This window comes from Streptomyces sp. AA1529 (assembly GCF_000280905.1).
In the GTDB taxonomy this organism is placed as follows: Bacteria; Actinomycetota; Actinomycetes; order Streptomycetales; family Streptomycetaceae; genus Streptomyces.
The window spans coordinates 229,499-245,391 of the sequence record NZ_ALAP01000030.1; the positions used below are offsets into that span (position 1 = coordinate 229,499).

The following is a 15,893-nucleotide window of genomic DNA, read 5'->3' on the forward strand; positions in this document are numbered from 1 at the left end:
GGGGCCGGTCCCTCACGGGTGGCGAACCGCGCTTAGGGTGGCTGGGTGGGCATCGAAAGCGTGCGGGTCCCCCAGGCGAAGATCGCACTGTCGACGGCCTCGGTGTACCCGGAGTCGACGGCTGCGGCCTTCGAGATCGCCGCGCGCCTCGGCTACGACGGCGTCGAGGTCATGGTGTGGACCGACCCGGTCAGCCAGGACGTCGAGGCGCTGCGGCGGCTGTCCGACTTCCACGGGGTGCCGATCCTGGCCGTGCACGCGCCGTGCCTGCTCATCACGCAGCGCGTCTGGTCCACCGATCCGTGGGCGAAGCTGGTCCGGGCCAGGGCGGCGGCCGAGACGCTCGGTGCGTCCACCGTCGTGGTGCATCCGCCGTTCCGCTGGCAGCGCTCCTACGCGCGGGAGTTCGAGCGCGGGGTGTGGCGGATGGCGGACGAGACCGACGTGCGGTTCGCGGTCGAGAACATGTACCCCTGGCGCTACCGGGACCGGGAGATGCTGGCCTACGCACCCGACTGGGACCCCACCCGGAACGACTACCGGCACTTCACGATCGACCTCTCGCACACGGCGACGGCCCGCAACGACACCCTCGCCATGGTGGACCGGATGGGCGACCGCCTGGGGCATGTGCACCTCGCCGACGGGAGCGGTTCGGCCAAGGACGAGCACCTGGTCCCGGGGCGGGGCGCGCAGCCCTGCGCGGAGGTCCTGGAGCGGCTGGCCGCCCGCGGGTTCGACGGCCATGTGGTCGTCGAGGTGAACACGCGGCGTGCCATGTCGGCTGCCGAGCGCGAGGAGGACCTGGCGGAGGCCCTGGCCTACACCCGGCTGCATCTCGCCGCCCCCGGCGCCGCTCCGGCCGACGGAACCGGCGACGAGCGGGGCGGCCGACGGGCCGCCGGCCGCCGCATGGGCCGGAGGAAGGCGTGAGCGGGGGCTCCGCAGCCGGGGAGCCGGCGCCCGCACCCCGCAGGCGGGGCCGCCCGGCGCGGCGTACCGAGGACGGGCCCGGGACGCGGGAGCGGATCCTGGCGTCGGCCCGGGGCGAGTTCGCCGAGCACGGCTACGACAAGGTCTCCGTCCGGGCCATCGCACGCGGCGCCGGGGTGGACGCGGCGCTGGTCCACCACTACTTCGGCACCAAGGAGCAGGTGTTCGCCGCCGCGGTCGAGGGTGCCATCGCGCCGGTGCTGATCGTCCCGGAGCTGGTCCGGGAGACCGCGCTGGAGGCGGTGGGGGAGACCGTCACCCGCAGGTTCCTGGAGACGTGGGAGGACCCCGCGACCCGGGCGCCGCTGCTGGCGATCGTCCGTTCGGCGGTCAACAACGAGCGGGCGGCGGCCGTCTTCCGCGGCCTGCTGACCCGGAACCTGCTCAGCCGGCTGGCGGCCCGGCTCGCCGCGCCGGACGCGGAGCTGCGGGTCGCGCTGGCGGCGGCCCAACTGGTCGGTGCGGCTCTGCTGCGGCACGTCATCCGACTGGAGCCGCTGGCCTCCGAGCCGCTGGCGACCGTGACCGCCCGACTGGCGTCGGTCGTCCAGCACCATCTCACCGGTCCGGCCCCCGCGGGCGGGCCGGACCCGGCGGGTGAGCGGGGCCCGGCGGGCGGCCATGGGCTGCGGACCACGGGCTGAGCCCGATTCCGTCCACCATCCGGACCCCCTGTCCGGATCCTGAGCGGTAGGCGTACGCTCGGATGTTCCACGTACCGCACGATTCCCTCGTACGGCAGTGTTCATCTCGGATCATCTCGGATACGTACCGCAGCGGTCGCCGGGCCCACCGCCGTGGCGGCCGCCCGCACCAAGGGAGGGGCAGCCATGCCCGAGCTGAGGTCCCGCACCGTCACCCACGGACGCAACATGGCGGGGGCGCGTGCCCTCATGCAGGCATCCGGTGTAGCGCGCGAGGACTTCGGCAAGCCGATCGTCGCGGTCGCCAACAGCTTCACCGAGTTCGTGCCGGGCCACACCCACCTGCAGCCGGTGGGCCGGATCGTCAGCGAGGCGGTCAAGGCCGCGGGCGGCATCCCGCGCGAGTTCAACTCGATCGCGGTGGACGACGGCATCGCCATGGGCCACAGCGGCATGCTCTACTCGCTGCCCTCCCGGGACCTGATCGCCGACTCCGTCGAGTACATGGTCGAGGCGCACTGCGCGGACGCGCTGATCTGCATCTCCAACTGCGACAAGATCACCCCCGGGATGCTGATGGCCGCCATGCGGCTCAATGTGCCCACCGTCTTCGTCTCCGGCGGTCCCATGGAGGCCGGCCGGGCGACGCTGGTGAACGGCACCGTCCGCAAGCTGGACCTGATCGACGCGATGTCCGAGGCCGCCAACGACAAGGTCTCCGACGAGGACATCCTGCGCATCGAGGAGAACGCCTGCCCGACCTGCGGCTCCTGCTCGGGCATGTTCACCGCGAACTCCATGAACTGCCTCACCGAGGCCATCGGCCTGGCCCTGCCCGGCAACGGCTCGGTGCTGGCCACCCACACCGCCCGCAAGGAGCTGTACGAGACGGCGGGCCGCACGGTCGTGGAGATCGCCCGGCGCTACTACGACCAGGACGACGCGAGCGTCCTGCCGCGCAACGTCGGCTCCCGCGCCGCATTCGAGAACGCCATGGCCCTGGACATCGCCATGGGCGGCTCCACCAACACGATCCTGCACCTGCTGGCCGCGGCCCAGGAGGCCGGGCTGGAGTTCACGATGCACGACATCGACCAGCTCTCCCGCGCCCTGCCGTGCCTGGCCAAGGTCGCCCCGAACGTGGCCCCGGGCGGCACCTACTACATGGAGGACGTGCACCGGGCCGGCGGCATCCCCGCCATCCTGGGCGAACTCCACCGCGGCGGGCTGCTCAACGAGGACGTGCGCACCGTGCACGCCGACTCGCTGGAGGAGTGGCTCAAGACCTGGGACATCCGCAGCGACTCGCCCGCGCCGCGGGCCGTGGAGCTCTTCCACGCGGCGCCCGGCTGCAAGCGCTCCGCCGAGGCGTTCTCGCAGTCCGAGCGCTGGGAGTCGCTGGACACGGACGCGGCGGGCGGCTGCATCCGCGACGTCGAGCACGCCTACTCCGCCGAGGGCGGGCTGGCGGTGCTGTACGGCAACCTGGCCGAGAACGGCTGCGTGGTGAAGACCGCGGGCGTCGACGAGTCGATCCTCACCTTCACCGGCCCCGCCGTGGTCTGCGAGTCCCAGGACGAGGCCGTCCAGAAGATCCTCGACAAGACGGTCGGGGAGGGCGACGTCGTCGTCATCCGCTACGAGGGCCCCAAGGGCGGCCCCGGCATGCAGGAGATGCTCTATCCCACCTCGTTCCTCAAGGGCCGCGGGCTGGGCAAGGCGTGCGCGCTGATCACCGACGGCCGGTTCTCCGGCGGCACCTCGGGGCTGTCCATCGGCCACATCTCCCCGGAGGCGGCGGGCGGCGGCACGATCGCGCTGGTGGAGGACGGCGATCCGGTCGTCATCGACATCCCCGAACGGCAGCTGCGCCTGGACGTCCCCGAGGAGACGCTCGCCGCCCGCCGCGAGGCGCTGGCCGGCCGGTACGCGCCCGTCGGCCGCGAGCGCAAGGTCTCCACCGCGCTGCGCGCCTACGCGGCGATGGCCACCAGCGCCGACCGGGGTGCCGTCCGCGACGTGACCCAGCTGGAGCGCTGACACCTCCCGGGGAACGGCGGCCCGAGGACGGCGGCCCAGGGGACCGCGGCCCAGGGGTCGGCGGCCCGGGGAACGGCGGCCCCGGGGAGCGCCGGGCCGCGGGCCGGAGGGGCCCGGCGGGCGCGGCGCCGCTCCCGGGCCATAATCGAGACGTGCCCCAGGACCACGGAAACCCCGACGCACCGGCCCCCGAACCGCTCCGCTTCTACGGCACCACGTGGGTCGACCACTCCGGCGGCTACGCGCTGCGCCGCGCCGCATTGGGGGTGGGCGCGGTGCTTGCGGCCGCCGCGGGCGCGGTCGTGCTGCGCTTCGCGTACCAGGGCGTGGTGCTGGCCGACATCGGCAGCTGGGCGAGCCTGCTGCTGGTCGCCGCGTTCGCGGTGTGCAGCGCGCTCGCGTTCTCCCGCACCCTCACCTCCTACGGCCGCCGCCCCGACGAGCGGGACGCGGCGGCCGAGTCCTCGATGCGGAGCATCCGGCTCATCGGCTTCATCGGGGTGCTGCTCGCCTACGCGCTGCGCAGCTGCGTCGAGGCCCCCGGCGAGAAGCTGCACCGCGCCGAGTACGAGGCGGCCCGCGCCCGCCACGAACGACAGCGCAGCGCCCGCACCGGGAACCCCGCCGCCCGCCGCCGGAAGGGCAGGCGCTGAGCTTCCCGGGCTGAGAGCGCGAAACCGATTCCCGTCACCCGCTCCGTAATGAAGGCCCTGGTCGGAGACCAGGGCCTGGTCACAGCTGTGCAAGACCTTCGACTGGACGTTGAGAGACAGCAGCCGGTACTCGGCCTGGTCCGGTAGCAGCGCCGCTCGGCCCGAGGAGACGCGGGCGCGGCGCGTTTCCCGTCACCACGCCCGGAGCTTGCGGCATCGAGCCGACGTCGAGCCGGTAGTGCATACGGATGCCATCGGGGCCGACTCATCCCAGAGTCGGCCCGGACGCCGTGCTGACGTGCTCGAAGGCTCAGAGCGGTGCCTCGACACCGAGGCTTCCCGCCTTGATGGCTCCCCGTAGGACGTGGGCGATCTCCTCGGGCTTGAGGTCGATACCGTCGAGCCCCTCCATGGTCAGCGGAATCTCTTCCAGCGCGTATTCACCGCGGCCCTCGGCGCTGAACTCGGGACCGGTGCGGTCGTCGAAGGACCAGGTCGCGATGCGAGCGAGGTAGAAGAGCTGCCGCTCGTCGTCGGACTCCATCGTGTGGAGGAGGCGGATGATGTCGGCCTTCCCCGCGATCTCCTCGTGGATCTCCCGGTGGAGGGCCGCCTCCCGGGACCGGTCGCTGGGTTCGACGCCGCCGCCGGGCAGGACCCAGTATGCGGGGATGCCGGGCCGGGTGCGGCGGATGACCAGCGTCGTGTCGTCTGCGGTGACGAGGACGGCGCGGACTCGTTCCATCATTTCGGTTTGTCTCCTTGCTCGTCGGTGGTCTCAGTGCAACAGCCAGCCGCCGTCGACGTGGATGGACTGCCCCGTGATGAACGAGGCGGAAGGGCCCACGAGAAATGCCACCAGAGCCGCGACATCCTCGGGCCGCCCACGACGCGGAACACACTGGCGCTTGATCTGGTCCTCCGGCCGCGCACGGTGCCGGGCGGGGAGGGTCTTCTCGGCCTCGACCTGGATGGCCCCGGGCAGGACCGTGTTGACGCAGATCCCGTATGGGCCCAGTTCGCGGGCCAGGGAGCGAGTCAGTCCCAGCAGCCCCGCCTTCGCGGTGCTGTATGCGACGAGGTTCGTCCGGCCGGCGCGGGCGGTGACACTGCCGATGTTCACGATCCGGCCCCAGCGGCGTTCGATCATGCCGGGCGTGAGCACGTGGCAGGCGCGGTAGTGAGCGGTGAGGTTCACGTCGAGGGAGTGGTTCCAAGCTGTCTCGCCGGTGTCCTGCCACGCAACACGGGGGTAGGAACCGGCGTTGTTCACCAGGATGTCTACGGGTCCGATCTCGGCGCGGACGCGGCCGACCATGGCATGAACGGAGCCTGGATCGGTCAGATCGGCGTTCACCGCGATCCCGGGGCTGCCCGCGTGCTCGAAGGCGGCGAGGAGAGCGTGAGCGTCGGGGTCCTGGCCGAGGTGGTTAATCGCGACAGTCGCTCCGGCGGCAGCGAGGGCCCGTCCGATCTCGGCGCCGATGCCGGTGGCCCCGCCGGTGACGAGGGCGGTGCGGCCCTGGAGCGGCCAGGTCTGGAGAGGAGCCTCAAGCAGGGGCAGGGACATGGCTGCTCCATTCGCCGGAGTGGGGATGAGGGGCGGGTGTGGTGGTGAAGAAGGCGTCGAGCGTCGTGTGCGGGTCCTGAATCTCAGCGAGCTTGACCAGAACGAGCAGAAGGTCGTGTCCGGTGAGTCGGGAGGGAGGGATGACGCCGAGGACGCGCAGGGCGAGAAAGGCACGGATCTCCTCCTGACCGCTGCCGTTCTCCCTGTGAAGGCAGTCCAGTGCACGGGTGATGGCGGCAGCGCGGCCGGGGCCGGTGTTCCAGGAGTAACGGACATCGATGTGCCGACTGCTCCGGTGCAGTTCCAGGTGCTCGATGCCCGGGCGGGTCAGGGATGGCAGGGCGAGGCGGAGGGTGCGCGCGTACACGTCGGGCTGGTAGCGCGGGACGAGCCAGCCGCCCAGGGCCATCAGGTACCAGAGCAGGTTGGCGGTCTCGCCCGCGACGGTGTTGCGGCCGGCGAACTCGAAGTCGAGCCAGCACAGCGGGGCGGCGATGTTCGGTTCCGTGGGGTCGCCCTGTGTGAGACCCGCGAGCCTGCGGCGGTCGGGAGCCAGGGCATGGCGGAGGTTGTCGATGGTGTCGGCGACGTTCAACGTCAGCGGTCTGCCGTTGGCAGTGAGGGTGAAGTCAGCCAGTTCCCGGAGGGTGAGGGTCGTATCGGTGTGGGGCAGGGTGAGTGGCAGGTCGCGGCGCAGGTACCAGCGGTCCAGACGGCTACCGGGGCGGATGCGGTTGAGGTAGAGGTCCGGGACGCACTCGGCCAGCGGCACGCTCTTCCCGGTCTCCTCAGCCGCTGCCCGCAGGTCGGTGCAGATGCCGTCCACGAGGCGGTCCAGGCGGGGCTGGACGAGCGGTTCGCGGTCGGCGAGGGCGATCACGTCGCCCAGGAGCAACCTGCACCGGCCGGTGGCGAAGACGTCTTCGTACGCGAGGAGTCGTCCGTCCGGTGACGCGATCTGCCCGTGAAGGACCGGAACCGCGATGCGGGAGGCGAGCTGTGCCCATCCCGTCGCCTCGGCTTCGGCCCGCTCCCGGGTCGCCACCGGCTTGTGGAAGACACTCGTTGTTGCCATGGGCCGTTGGACGTTCGCGCTCACCGCGTCTCCCCAGGGAGGGTGTCCAGCCAAGCCTGGAGAACGAGGAGCGCGAGCGCTTCGGCAGCGAGCGGCTCGGTGCGGGCGGTGGTGACCAGACTCGTGTCCTGTCGTGTGGCGTCGAGGAGGACGGTGAGGGCGTCGCGGTCGGAGGGGCTCTCGACCCCACCGAAGCGGAGCTGAATCTTCGCGAGCAGCGCGGTGACCTTGTAGAGAGCGCGGAGGTCGGGGCTTCCCTTGAGGAGTTGGCGGCGGATCTCGATGGCGGCCTGGATACCGTCGCGCAGGCTTGCGGCGACGTCGGTGACCGCGTCCGGAGCGGGCAGAACCAGGCCGGGGGTGGACCACAAGGGGACCAGCGCCCCGCTGCCGATGAGAGCAAGAACGTGAAGGAGTCGAGAGGTGATGGCGCCGGCCCGGCACTCGGCGCGAGTCAATACGGTCATGCCCAGCCTGACCCCGCCGAGTTCGGTCTCCAGTTCCGCGAGGATCTGGCGCATCTCGTCGAGGGAGGAGGCGTCGGCCACGACCAGGATGTCGAGGTCGCTCCAGCCGTGCTGGTACTTGCCCCGGGCGCCGCTGCCGGTGACGACGAGCAGGTCGATCAGCGGGCGGAGGCCGGTGGTGCGGTCGAGTAATTCGGCCAGGTAGGACTCCAGGTGTACGGGGAGTCCGAGCCCGTTGACCGGCATGGTGGAGGGCTGGTGCTCCGGCCAGCGGCGATTGAGTGCGATGCGGTCCAGCCGCCGATCCAGTTCCAGGCGCGGCCCGTCGTTGCCGATGACCTCGTGGGCGATGGAGAGGACTTTGTCAGCGCCTCGTGCGCGCTTGATGAGGTCGCGGTCGGCGACGTCCTGGGCCCCGGAGGTGCCGCGCCGGGTGCGCGTGGCCTCGGAAGCGTCCAGATAGGCGACGGTGAGCTGAGGTCCGAGCATCCGGGCGAGTTCGGCGGTCGAGTCGAAGTCGTGCAAGGACTCGATGCTGACGGAGTCGAGGAAGTGGTGGGCCTGGCAGAAGCGGTCCAGCGCGTCCACGATCAGCTCGGCCTGCACGACCGAGCCCAGCCGATATGGATCACGAATCCCCGCCCGCCCGGCCGCGTCCTCGATGAGGTACCCGATCTTGAGGCGGGCGTGGCCGTGCTGGGTGCGCAGGTACTCGCCGGCCGTGCTCTTACCGCTCTCCGACATGCCGCCCAGCGCGGTGACGTGCACTCCGGCCAGAGCCCTCCCAGGCACGTCCGGGTGCAGGGGCGCCAGGAGCCGTCGGACCTCGTCCTGGACGGCGATGGTCGGCCGGTCGCCGATGCGGATCGACATCGGGAAGCGGCCTTCGTCGACGAGCCGGTTGATCTGCTCGTGGAGGTGGCGCTGGTACGCCGCGTAGGTCCCGGTGACGGTCACCTCGTGGGCCAGGCTCCGGCGGGTGCCTTCCTCAGGGTTGTCGCAGTGCAGGAGGACGAGGGCGTGCTCGTTCTCTTCAGCGGAACGCAGATCGGTCTCGTACGGGGCCAGCAGGAGCCGGGCCCGGTCCAGAGCCTGCTCGGCGCCCAGGTCCTCCCGCACGGCGACCGTCGCGGCGACGGACGCCTCCAGCATCGGGATGCCCCGGTCCAGCAGGCGCACCGGCGCGGAGAAGGCATGTCGGGAGCGTTCCAGGTAGGAGGAGGCGAGGACGTCGGCGACCTCCTCGACCGGGCCGGTCTCGAACCACCAGCGGGCCATGCCGTCGGCCTCGATGGCGGTCCAGCGCGGGTCGTAGTGGTCGAGCGGGCCCGCTGATGTCGCGGTCGGGCCCATGCACCGGGCGAGGATTCCGATCTGCTTGGTCTTCCCGGTGTTGTCGGGGCCGCTGAACGCGACCGAGACGGGGAGGGGATACGTGTCGCTGTCGTACGGGCTGGACATCGGCTTCCCTTCACTGGTGATGCGGAGCGGGTACGTCTGCGAGGCGCCATCGACGGCCTGCGGCAATACCTCGATGGGGCTCCGTCCTCGTCCCCGGGCGGGGCAAGAACGTGCGGAGTGCCTATACAGGGCCGTCGGCTGCCGGAGGGTCCTCGGTACTGAGCGTCGGCTGTGCCAACGGGACCTGTGGGGAGGAGTACTCGGTGTGGGCCAGAAGCCCGACCATGGCGAGCCCGGCAGCCGTGCCGAGGGCCCACACCCAGCTCAGGGCTGTCTCCAACGGGTCGGGTACGTGGAAACGGCTCATCACCGCCTCTCGGACGGCGGAGCCCCGTGCCGCACTGGGCTGGTGCGAGAGCGCGATCGTGCGGGTCCGTCCGTTGTCAGTGGACATCGGCACCGTCGGTTCCTCTCAACGTTTCCGGGCAGCAGCCAACAGGCCCTGAACAGGGCTTTTTTGAGCCATTCGGAGATCTGCGGAGTGATGTCCAGTGAACGACGGGCCGTGCTCCCGGGACAGGGCCCAGGATGTAGTCCTGCGTAATCCCGTGTAATCCAGGTGGGGAGGGTGACGGGGTGCCGAGGAACCCAGCCGTCGCGGAACTGATCAAGCGGGCCTGCCAGGAGCGCGGTTGGGGACCATCTGAGTTGGCACGGGCACTCGGCCTCGCCGAAAGCGGTGATCCGCGCCGCTTGCAACGTCAGCACGCCCGGCGATGGATCGAAGGCGAACGAACCCCCGGCCACTGGTGGCCCTACATCGCGCAGGTGCTGGCACTGGATCCCGAAGCCATCAACCTCCCGGAGCCCGCGCCAGCGGCACCCCACACAGATACCGTTGCGTCAGTCCTGCACCTGGGAAGGAGCGACGTGGAACGCCGGGAGTTCATCCTCGCCTCCAGCGGATACGCGCTGTCCGCACTCGGCCTGCCCGACATGGACAGCATCACCCGCCGAACCAAGACCGCGCTTCCCGGAGTCGTCCGCGTCGGCCAAGGCGAGGTGGCCGCCGTACGACACATGGTCAAGGCACTCGGCGACTCCGCCTCCGAACTAGGTGGCGGGCACGCCCGCCACCTGGCCGTCCGCTATCTCACCCAGGACGTCGCCCCCTGGCTGGAGGGCAACTTCACCGAAACCACCGGGCGAGACCTGTTCGCTGCCACCTCCCAGCTCGTCCACCTCGCCGGCTGGATGGCCCAGGACGAAGGCGACACCCCCGAACTACGCGGACTCGCCCAGCGCTACTACGCCCACTCCTTCCGCCTGGCCGCGGAGGCAGGCGACCCGGAACTGTCAGCGACGGCTCTCCGCGGCCTCGCCGTACAGTGCGTCGACCTCGGCTACCGAGCCGAAGCCGTTCAGCTCGGCGAAGCCTGCGTGGAGTACGGCCGCAACCTCGACAACCCGCGCGCGGTCGCCTATTACGAGGCCACCCTTGCCAACGCCGCCGCCCAGGACGACGACCGTCGCATGGCGACCAAGCACCTCGCCATGTCCGAGACCGCCATCGGCAAGCCGACCGCTGCGCCCGGCGACTCCTGGGCCGCCCACTACTCCCCCGGCCGCTGGGCCCACGAATCCGGCATGATCCTCTCCCGGCTCGGCGACCTCGACGCCGCGGAGGAACACCTGCACCTCGCCCTCGACATTCACGGCCTCGACCGCCGCCGCACCCGTGCCATCGTCCTCGCCGACCTCGGCGGCGTCCGGCTCCGCCTGGGCGACGTCGACGGCGCCATGGCCACGTGGCGCGACTTCCTCGACTGCGCCGACGGCGTCCGCTCGGTGAAGGTCCGGGCCGCACTCCAGGACATGCGCGTCCGCCTGCGCCGGTACGACGGCGCTCCGGAGGCGCAGGAACTCCGCGAGCGGGCGACCCGGCTCGTCGCCTGACGCACCGGAGCATCACCCACGCTCACGCCGGTCATTCCTGGTAGGAGAACCGAGGCAGGAGCCCGCTACGCTCGCGCGGGCCACCCCCGGGCATGCAGCCGATGACCCCGACCGGGCCGGCACGCTGCCGGAGAAGGCCGGGCCCAGCCACGGCCGCGGTGCAGCAGAGGTCGAGGACAGCGGCGTTCTGCTGCCAGCCGTCACCTTTGCAGTGCAAGGCGTCGCAGTTGCGGCGGTGTGGAGCGCGCGTGGGGTCACTGACGCTTCCTGATTGCGGGAGGACCCCGAGGGTCCTCCCGCAGCCGTCTCAGGGGGAACCCTGAACTGCCCCGGACAGCAGGCAGTTGGGCTCGACACGCCGTTTCGCCACGTGTCAGATTCTTCTTACACACCCGAGGGAGAGGGGCCGCGGTGGGCGCGATCGAGGCCCCTTCCGGAGACGAGCTGCTGAAGGTCCTGGCGGCGCTCGGCAATCCGCACCGGATGCGGATCGTCGCGGCACTGGCCGGGGGCCGCAACTACGTCAGCGGACTCGCCCGCGAGATCGGCATGAGCCGTCCGCTGCTGCACATGCACCTCCAGCGGCTGGAGGCCGCCGGCCTCGTGGTCGGCACGCTGGAGCTGTCGGACAGCGGCAAGGCGATGAAGTTCTTCGAGGTGGCGCCGTTCGGCTACGCCCTGACCCCGCAGGCCGTCGCGGAGGCGGCGCGCACCCTCACGGACCGGGCACCGGACGGGAGAACCGCCGCACCCCCGGGCGGCGGCGGAGCGCAGGACGGGACAGCGCAGCACGGGACAGCCCCGGACGAGAAAGAGGAAACGCAGTGAACGAGCAGCTCACGACCGCGGCAGAGGTCGATCCGGCCGGGATCTGGGCGGCGGCGCTCGGCACCGGAGGCGTCTTCGTCCTGCTGATCGTCATCGTCTGGCAGATCGCCGCCACCTGGCGGGCCCGCATGCTGGCCGCCCGCGAGGACCAGTACAAGGCGCTGACCGACAAGTACGCGCAGCTCCTGGAGGACAACGTCGAGCTGCACCGCCGCACCCTGGACGAGCTGACGCAGGCGCGCCAGTCGATCGCCTCGATGGAGAAGATGATGCGCGAAGTCGAGTAGCCCCCGCAGCACCCCGTACGGGATTTCCTGGACTTCCAGGACTTCCTGGGCTTCCACTCCAGGGCCCCGTACGGCCCCGTACGACGTCACCTCCGCCGCATCCAGGCGGCCACCGGCGCTCGTACGGCCGGGAGCGGCAACTCCCGGCCGTACCTGTGAGCGCGAGCATTCCGCGAACCCCTCGCGTCCCGCACCCACACCCATGGAGGTTACCCATGCCTGCCCGCCCCCGACCCCCGGCCGGGAGAACCCCCGTGCTGCGCCGGCTGGCCACGGCCCCCGGCGGCAGGCGCGCCAAGTGGCTGGTCCTCGCGGCCTGGCTGATCCTCGTCGCGGCCCTCGGCCCGCTGGCCGGCAAGCTCGGCGAGGTCGAGGACAGCAGCTCCAACGCGTTCCTGCCCGGCAGCGCCGAGTCGGCCCAGGTCAACACCGAACTGGAGAAGTTCCGCGGCGAGGACGAGATCATCCCCGCCGTGGTCGTCTACTCCCGCGGGTCCGCCACCACCCCGGCCGACGCCGCCGAGGCCCGCGCCGACCGCGCCGCCTTCGCTCCGCTGGCGGCCCCCGGCGAGCAGATCGGCGGGCCGGTACCGTCCGCGGACGGCAAGGCGCTGATGCTGGTGGTGCCGCTCTCCACCGCCGGGGACGACGTCACCGGTGACGTGGAGAAGGTCCGCTCGGTCGCGGCGGCCAACGCGCCGCCCGGCCTGGATGTCGAGGTCGGCGGCCCGGCCGGGTCGCTGATCGACAGCATCGAGGTCTTCGACAATCTCGACTCGACGCTGATGCTGGCCACCGGCGCCGTCGTCACGCTGCTGCTCCTGCTCACCTACCGCAGTCCGCTGCTGTGGCTCGTCCCGGTGCTGTCGGTCGGCTTCGCCGCGGTCCTCACCCAGGTCGCCACCTTCGCGCTGGCCAAGTACGCCGCGCTGCCCGTCGATCCGCAGAGCGCGGGCATCCTCATGGTGCTGGTCTTCGGGGTCGGCACCGACTACGCGCTGCTGCTCATCGCCCGCTACCGGGAGGAGTTGCACCGCCACGAGGACCGGCACGACGCGATGCGGCTGGCGCTGCGCCGCTCCGGTCCGGCGATCGTGGCCTCGGCCGGCACCATCGCCGTGGGGCTCGCCTGCCTGGCCTTCGCGGACATCAACTCCTCGCGTTCGCTGGGCCTGGTCGGAGCGGTCGGTGTGGTCTGCGCCCTGCTGGCGATGATCACCGTGCTGCCCGCGCTGCTGGTGGTGACGGGCCGCTGGGTGTTCTGGCCGTTCGTCCCGCGCTGCACCGGGGCTCCGGCGGCGGAGGAGTCCGGGCGGGACGCCGGCCCCCGCACCGTCTGGACCCGGATCGGTGCGCTGCTGGATCGCCGTCCGCGCTGGTCGTGGCTGATGTCCGTGGCCGTCACGGCCGTGCTGGCGCTGAGCGCGACCGGGATCACGATGGGCCTGACGAACGCGGAGATGTTCCAGGACAAGCCGGAGTCGGTGGTCGCCCAGGAGAAGCTCTCCGCGCACTACCCGTCCGGCTCCTCCGACCCGGCCACCGTGGTCGTGCGGACGGCGGAGCGGGCCGAGACCGAGCGGGCCGCCGCCGCGGTTCCCGGGGTGGAGTCCGTCGAGACCGCCGACCGCACCGCCGACGGGTCGCTGACCTCGCTGTCGGTGGTCCTGCGGGACGCGCCGGACAGCGCGGCCGCCGAGCGCACCGTCGACCGGCTGCGCACCGCGGTGCACCGGGTGGACGGGGCCGAGGCCCTGGTGGGCGGTACGACGGCGGAGTCGCTGGACACCCGGCGCGCGGCGGAGAGCGATCTGAAGGTCGTCATCCCGGTCGTGCTCGCCGTCGTCCTGCTCGTCCTGGTGGCGCTGCTGCGCTCGCTGCTCGCGCCGCTGGTGCTGCTGGCCACGGTGGTGCTGTCCTACTTCGGCGCGCTGGGGGCCTCGCATCTGGTCTTCGCGTACCTGCTGGACTTCCCCGCCGTGGACAACTCCCTCCCGCTGATGGGCTTCGTGTTCCTGGTGGCGCTGGGCATCGACTACAACATCTTCCTGATGACCCGGGTCCGCGAGGAGGTGGTGCTGCGGGGCCACCGGGCGGGTGTGCTGACCGGGCTCAGCTCCACGGGCGGTGTGATCACCTCGGCGGGCATCGTGCTGGCGGCCACCTTCGCGGTCATCGCCTCGATGCCGCTGGTGTCGATGGCCCAGCTCGGGGTGCTGGTCGGGATCGGCGTCCTGTTGGACACGTTCCTGGTCCGCACCGTGCTGGTGCCGTCGCTGGCGCTCGACATCGGGGCCCGTATCTGGTGGCCGAGCCGGCTGGGCCGCGCCCCGCGGCCGGCTGCCGGGTCCGGCACTCCGGAGGAGGGCGACGCCGGGGAGGCCGGGAGCCCCGGCGGCCCGGGAGGCCGTGCGCTGGAGCGCGTCTGACCGGACCGGACCCGCCGCCCGAGAGCGGTGTTTCCGTCCCACCGGCGGTGCCGGGGTCCCTGCTGTCACGCAGGGGCTCCGGCACCGCCGTTCTCGGTCCGGCCGCTTGACGCTCCCGTACCACGCGACACATAATTCATCACGTGATGAATAAAACTCCGCCCGGCTCCGCCGAGCCGCCCACCGCCGGTCAGGCCGCGGACCCGCCCGCCGTCCACGCCCACGGCCTGACCGTGATCCGCGGCCGCCGCCGCGTCCTCGACCAGCTCTCCTTCGACATCGCCCCCGGCACCGTCACCGGCCTCCTCGGGCCCTCCGGCAGCGGCAAATCCACCCTCATCCGGGCCGTCGTCGGCACCCAGGCCAAGGTCACCGGCACCCTCGACGTCCTGGGCAGGCCCGCGGGCTCCGCACCGCTGCGCTCCCGCGTCGGCTACGTCACCCAGTCCCCCTCCGTCTACGCGGACCTGACCGCCCGGCAGAACCTCGACTACTACGCCGCCGTCCTCGGCATCCCGCGCGCCGACCGCGCCGCCGCCGTCACCCGGGCCCTCGCCGACGTCGACCTCACCTCCCACGCCGACGACCTGGCGGGCAACCTCTCCGGCGGCCAGTCCTCCCGCGTCTCCCTCGCCGTCGCCCTGCTCGGCACCCCCGAGCTGCTCGTCCTGGACGAACCCACCGTCGGCCTCGACCCCGTGCTCCGCCGCGACCTGTGGAACCTCTTCCACCGCCTGGCCGCACACGGCACCACCCTGCTGATCTCCTCGCACGTGATGGACGAGGCCGACCGCTGCGAACACCTGCTCCTCGTCCGGGACGGCACCCTGCTCGCCGCCGACACCCCGCAGGCACTCCGCGAGGCCACTGGCAGCGACACCGTCGAGGACGCCTTCCTCCGACTCGTCGAATCCGCCCGCACCGAGCCGGCCGACCACCCCCTGCGAGGCACCCCGTGAACGCCGCCCGTACCTTCGCCACCGCCCGCCGGGTCCTGCGCCAACTCGCCCACGACCCGCGCACCATCGCCCTGCTGCTGCTCGTGCCGGTCCTGCTGCTGGTCCTGCTCTACTACGTCTTCGACGCCGACCGGCGCTCCTTCGACAGCATCGGGGCCTCGCTGCTGGGCATCTTCCCGCTGGTGACGATGTTCCTGGTCACCTCCATCGCCACACTGCGCGAGCGCACCTCCGGCACCCTGGAGCGGCTGCTGTCGATGCCCCTGGGCAAGGCCGATCTGATCCTCGGCTACGCCCTGGCCTTCGGCGCGCTCGCCGTCGTCCAGGCATCCGCCGCCACCGGCGTCGCGGTCGGGCTGCTGGACCTCGACATCGCCGGCTCGCCCTGGCTGCTGCTGCTCGTCGCCCTGCTCGACGCGCTGCTCGGCACGGCGCTCGGGCTCTTCGTCTCCGCCTTCGCCGCGTCCGAGTTCCAGGTGGTGCAGTTCATGCCCGCGGTGATCTTCCCGCAGATCCTGCTCTGCGGCCTGTTCGCACCGCGCAGCAGCATGCAGCCCGCCCTGGAGGCGATCTCCGACGTGCTGCCCATGT

Annotated in this window: 15 protein-coding genes; 10 read left to right on the forward strand and 5 right to left on the reverse strand. The window is 71.7% G+C overall.

Going from position 1 to position 15,893, the window contains the following annotated elements; translation table 11 throughout:
- Window positions 1-45 precede the first annotated feature (45 nt).
- The 4 genes from A949_RS0109030 to A949_RS0109045 all read left to right on the forward strand — a co-directional run bounded on the left by A949_RS0109030 (window position 46) and on the right by A949_RS0109045 (window position 4,330).
- The gene (locus tag A949_RS0109030; RefSeq protein ID WP_019355685.1) at window positions 46-933 is read left to right on the forward strand and encodes a sugar phosphate isomerase/epimerase family protein; all 888 of its coding nucleotides are present in this window, start codon (window positions 46-48) and stop codon (window positions 931-933) included.
- On the forward strand, window positions 930-1,637 hold the full coding sequence (locus tag A949_RS0109035; protein WP_019355686.1) for a TetR/AcrR family transcriptional regulator: 708 nt from the start codon (window positions 930-932) through the stop codon (window positions 1,635-1,637). Before A949_RS0109030 ends, A949_RS0109035 begins: the two co-directional genes overlap by 4 nt.
- A gap of 186 nt (window positions 1,638-1,823) precedes the next feature.
- On the forward strand, window positions 1,824-3,677 hold the full coding sequence (gene ilvD, locus A949_RS0109040; protein ID WP_019355687.1) for a dihydroxy-acid dehydratase: 1,854 nt from the start codon (window positions 1,824-1,826) through the stop codon (window positions 3,675-3,677).
- 152 nt (window positions 3,678-3,829) lie between these two features.
- Complete coding sequence (locus tag A949_RS0109045) at window positions 3,830-4,330, forward strand: hypothetical protein (protein WP_019355688.1); 501 nt, start codon at window positions 3,830-3,832, stop codon at window positions 4,328-4,330.
- A gap of 310 nt (window positions 4,331-4,640) precedes the next feature.
- On the opposite strand, the gene A949_RS0109050 is transcribed toward A949_RS0109045, so the two are convergent.
- The 5 genes from A949_RS0109050 to A949_RS0109070 all read right to left on the reverse strand — a co-directional run bounded on the left by A949_RS0109050 (window position 4,641) and on the right by A949_RS0109070 (window position 9,297).
- Window positions 4,641-5,078 carry an NUDIX hydrolase gene (locus A949_RS0109050; protein WP_019355689.1) on the reverse strand — a complete coding sequence of 146 codons (438 nt, stop codon included), beginning with the start codon at window positions 5,076-5,078 and terminating at the stop codon, window positions 4,641-4,643.
- A gap of 30 nt (window positions 5,079-5,108) precedes the next feature.
- Window positions 5,109-5,900, reverse strand: a complete 792-nt coding sequence (locus A949_RS0109055) for an SDR family NAD(P)-dependent oxidoreductase (protein WP_019355690.1) — start codon at window positions 5,898-5,900, stop codon at window positions 5,109-5,111.
- Window positions 5,881-6,975 carry a hypothetical protein gene (locus A949_RS32935; RefSeq protein ID WP_158687565.1) on the reverse strand — a complete coding sequence of 365 codons (1,095 nt, stop codon included), beginning with the start codon at window positions 6,973-6,975 and terminating at the stop codon, window positions 5,881-5,883. Before A949_RS32935 ends, A949_RS0109055 begins: the two co-directional genes overlap by 20 nt.
- 20 nt (window positions 6,976-6,995) lie before the next feature.
- A complete protein-coding gene (locus A949_RS32940) occupies window positions 6,996-8,903 on the reverse strand; it encodes a nucleotidyltransferase domain-containing protein (protein ID WP_019355692.1) in 1,908 nt (635 codons plus the stop codon).
- A gap of 121 nt (window positions 8,904-9,024) precedes the next feature.
- Window positions 9,025-9,297 carry a hypothetical protein gene (locus A949_RS0109070; RefSeq protein ID WP_158687566.1) on the reverse strand — a complete coding sequence of 91 codons (273 nt, stop codon included), beginning with the start codon at window positions 9,295-9,297 and terminating at the stop codon, window positions 9,025-9,027.
- A 476-nt stretch (window positions 9,298-9,773) separates the two neighbouring features.
- Between A949_RS0109070 and A949_RS0109075 the strand changes: the two genes are divergently transcribed.
- The 6 genes from A949_RS0109075 to A949_RS0109100 all read left to right on the forward strand — a co-directional run.
- Window positions 9,774-10,799, forward strand: coding sequence for a hypothetical protein (locus tag A949_RS0109075; RefSeq protein ID WP_019355694.1), 1,026 nt, complete (start codon window positions 9,774-9,776; stop codon window positions 10,797-10,799).
- A gap of 411 nt (window positions 10,800-11,210) precedes the next feature.
- A complete protein-coding gene (locus A949_RS0109080) occupies window positions 11,211-11,627 on the forward strand; it encodes an ArsR/SmtB family transcription factor (RefSeq protein ID WP_019355695.1) in 417 nt (138 codons plus the stop codon).
- Window positions 11,624-11,914 (forward strand): hypothetical protein, encoded by a 291-nt coding sequence (locus A949_RS0109085; protein WP_019355696.1) that lies wholly within the window; start codon window positions 11,624-11,626, stop codon window positions 11,912-11,914. The genes A949_RS0109080 and A949_RS0109085 overlap by 4 nt, the downstream gene beginning before the upstream one ends.
- Window positions 11,915-12,129: 215 nt before the next feature.
- Entirely contained in the window at window positions 12,130-14,343 is a 2,214-nt protein-coding gene (locus tag A949_RS32945) for an MMPL family transporter (protein ID WP_051019433.1), read from the forward strand.
- Between the two features lie 146 nt (window positions 14,344-14,489).
- Complete coding sequence (locus A949_RS0109095; RefSeq protein WP_019355698.1) at window positions 14,490-15,302, forward strand: ABC transporter ATP-binding protein; 813 nt, start codon at window positions 14,490-14,492, stop codon at window positions 15,300-15,302.
- A partial coding sequence (locus tag A949_RS0109100) for an ABC transporter permease (RefSeq protein WP_019355699.1) occupies window positions 15,299-15,893 on the forward strand: 595 nt, incomplete at its 3' end. The genes A949_RS0109095 and A949_RS0109100, both read left to right, overlap by 4 nt.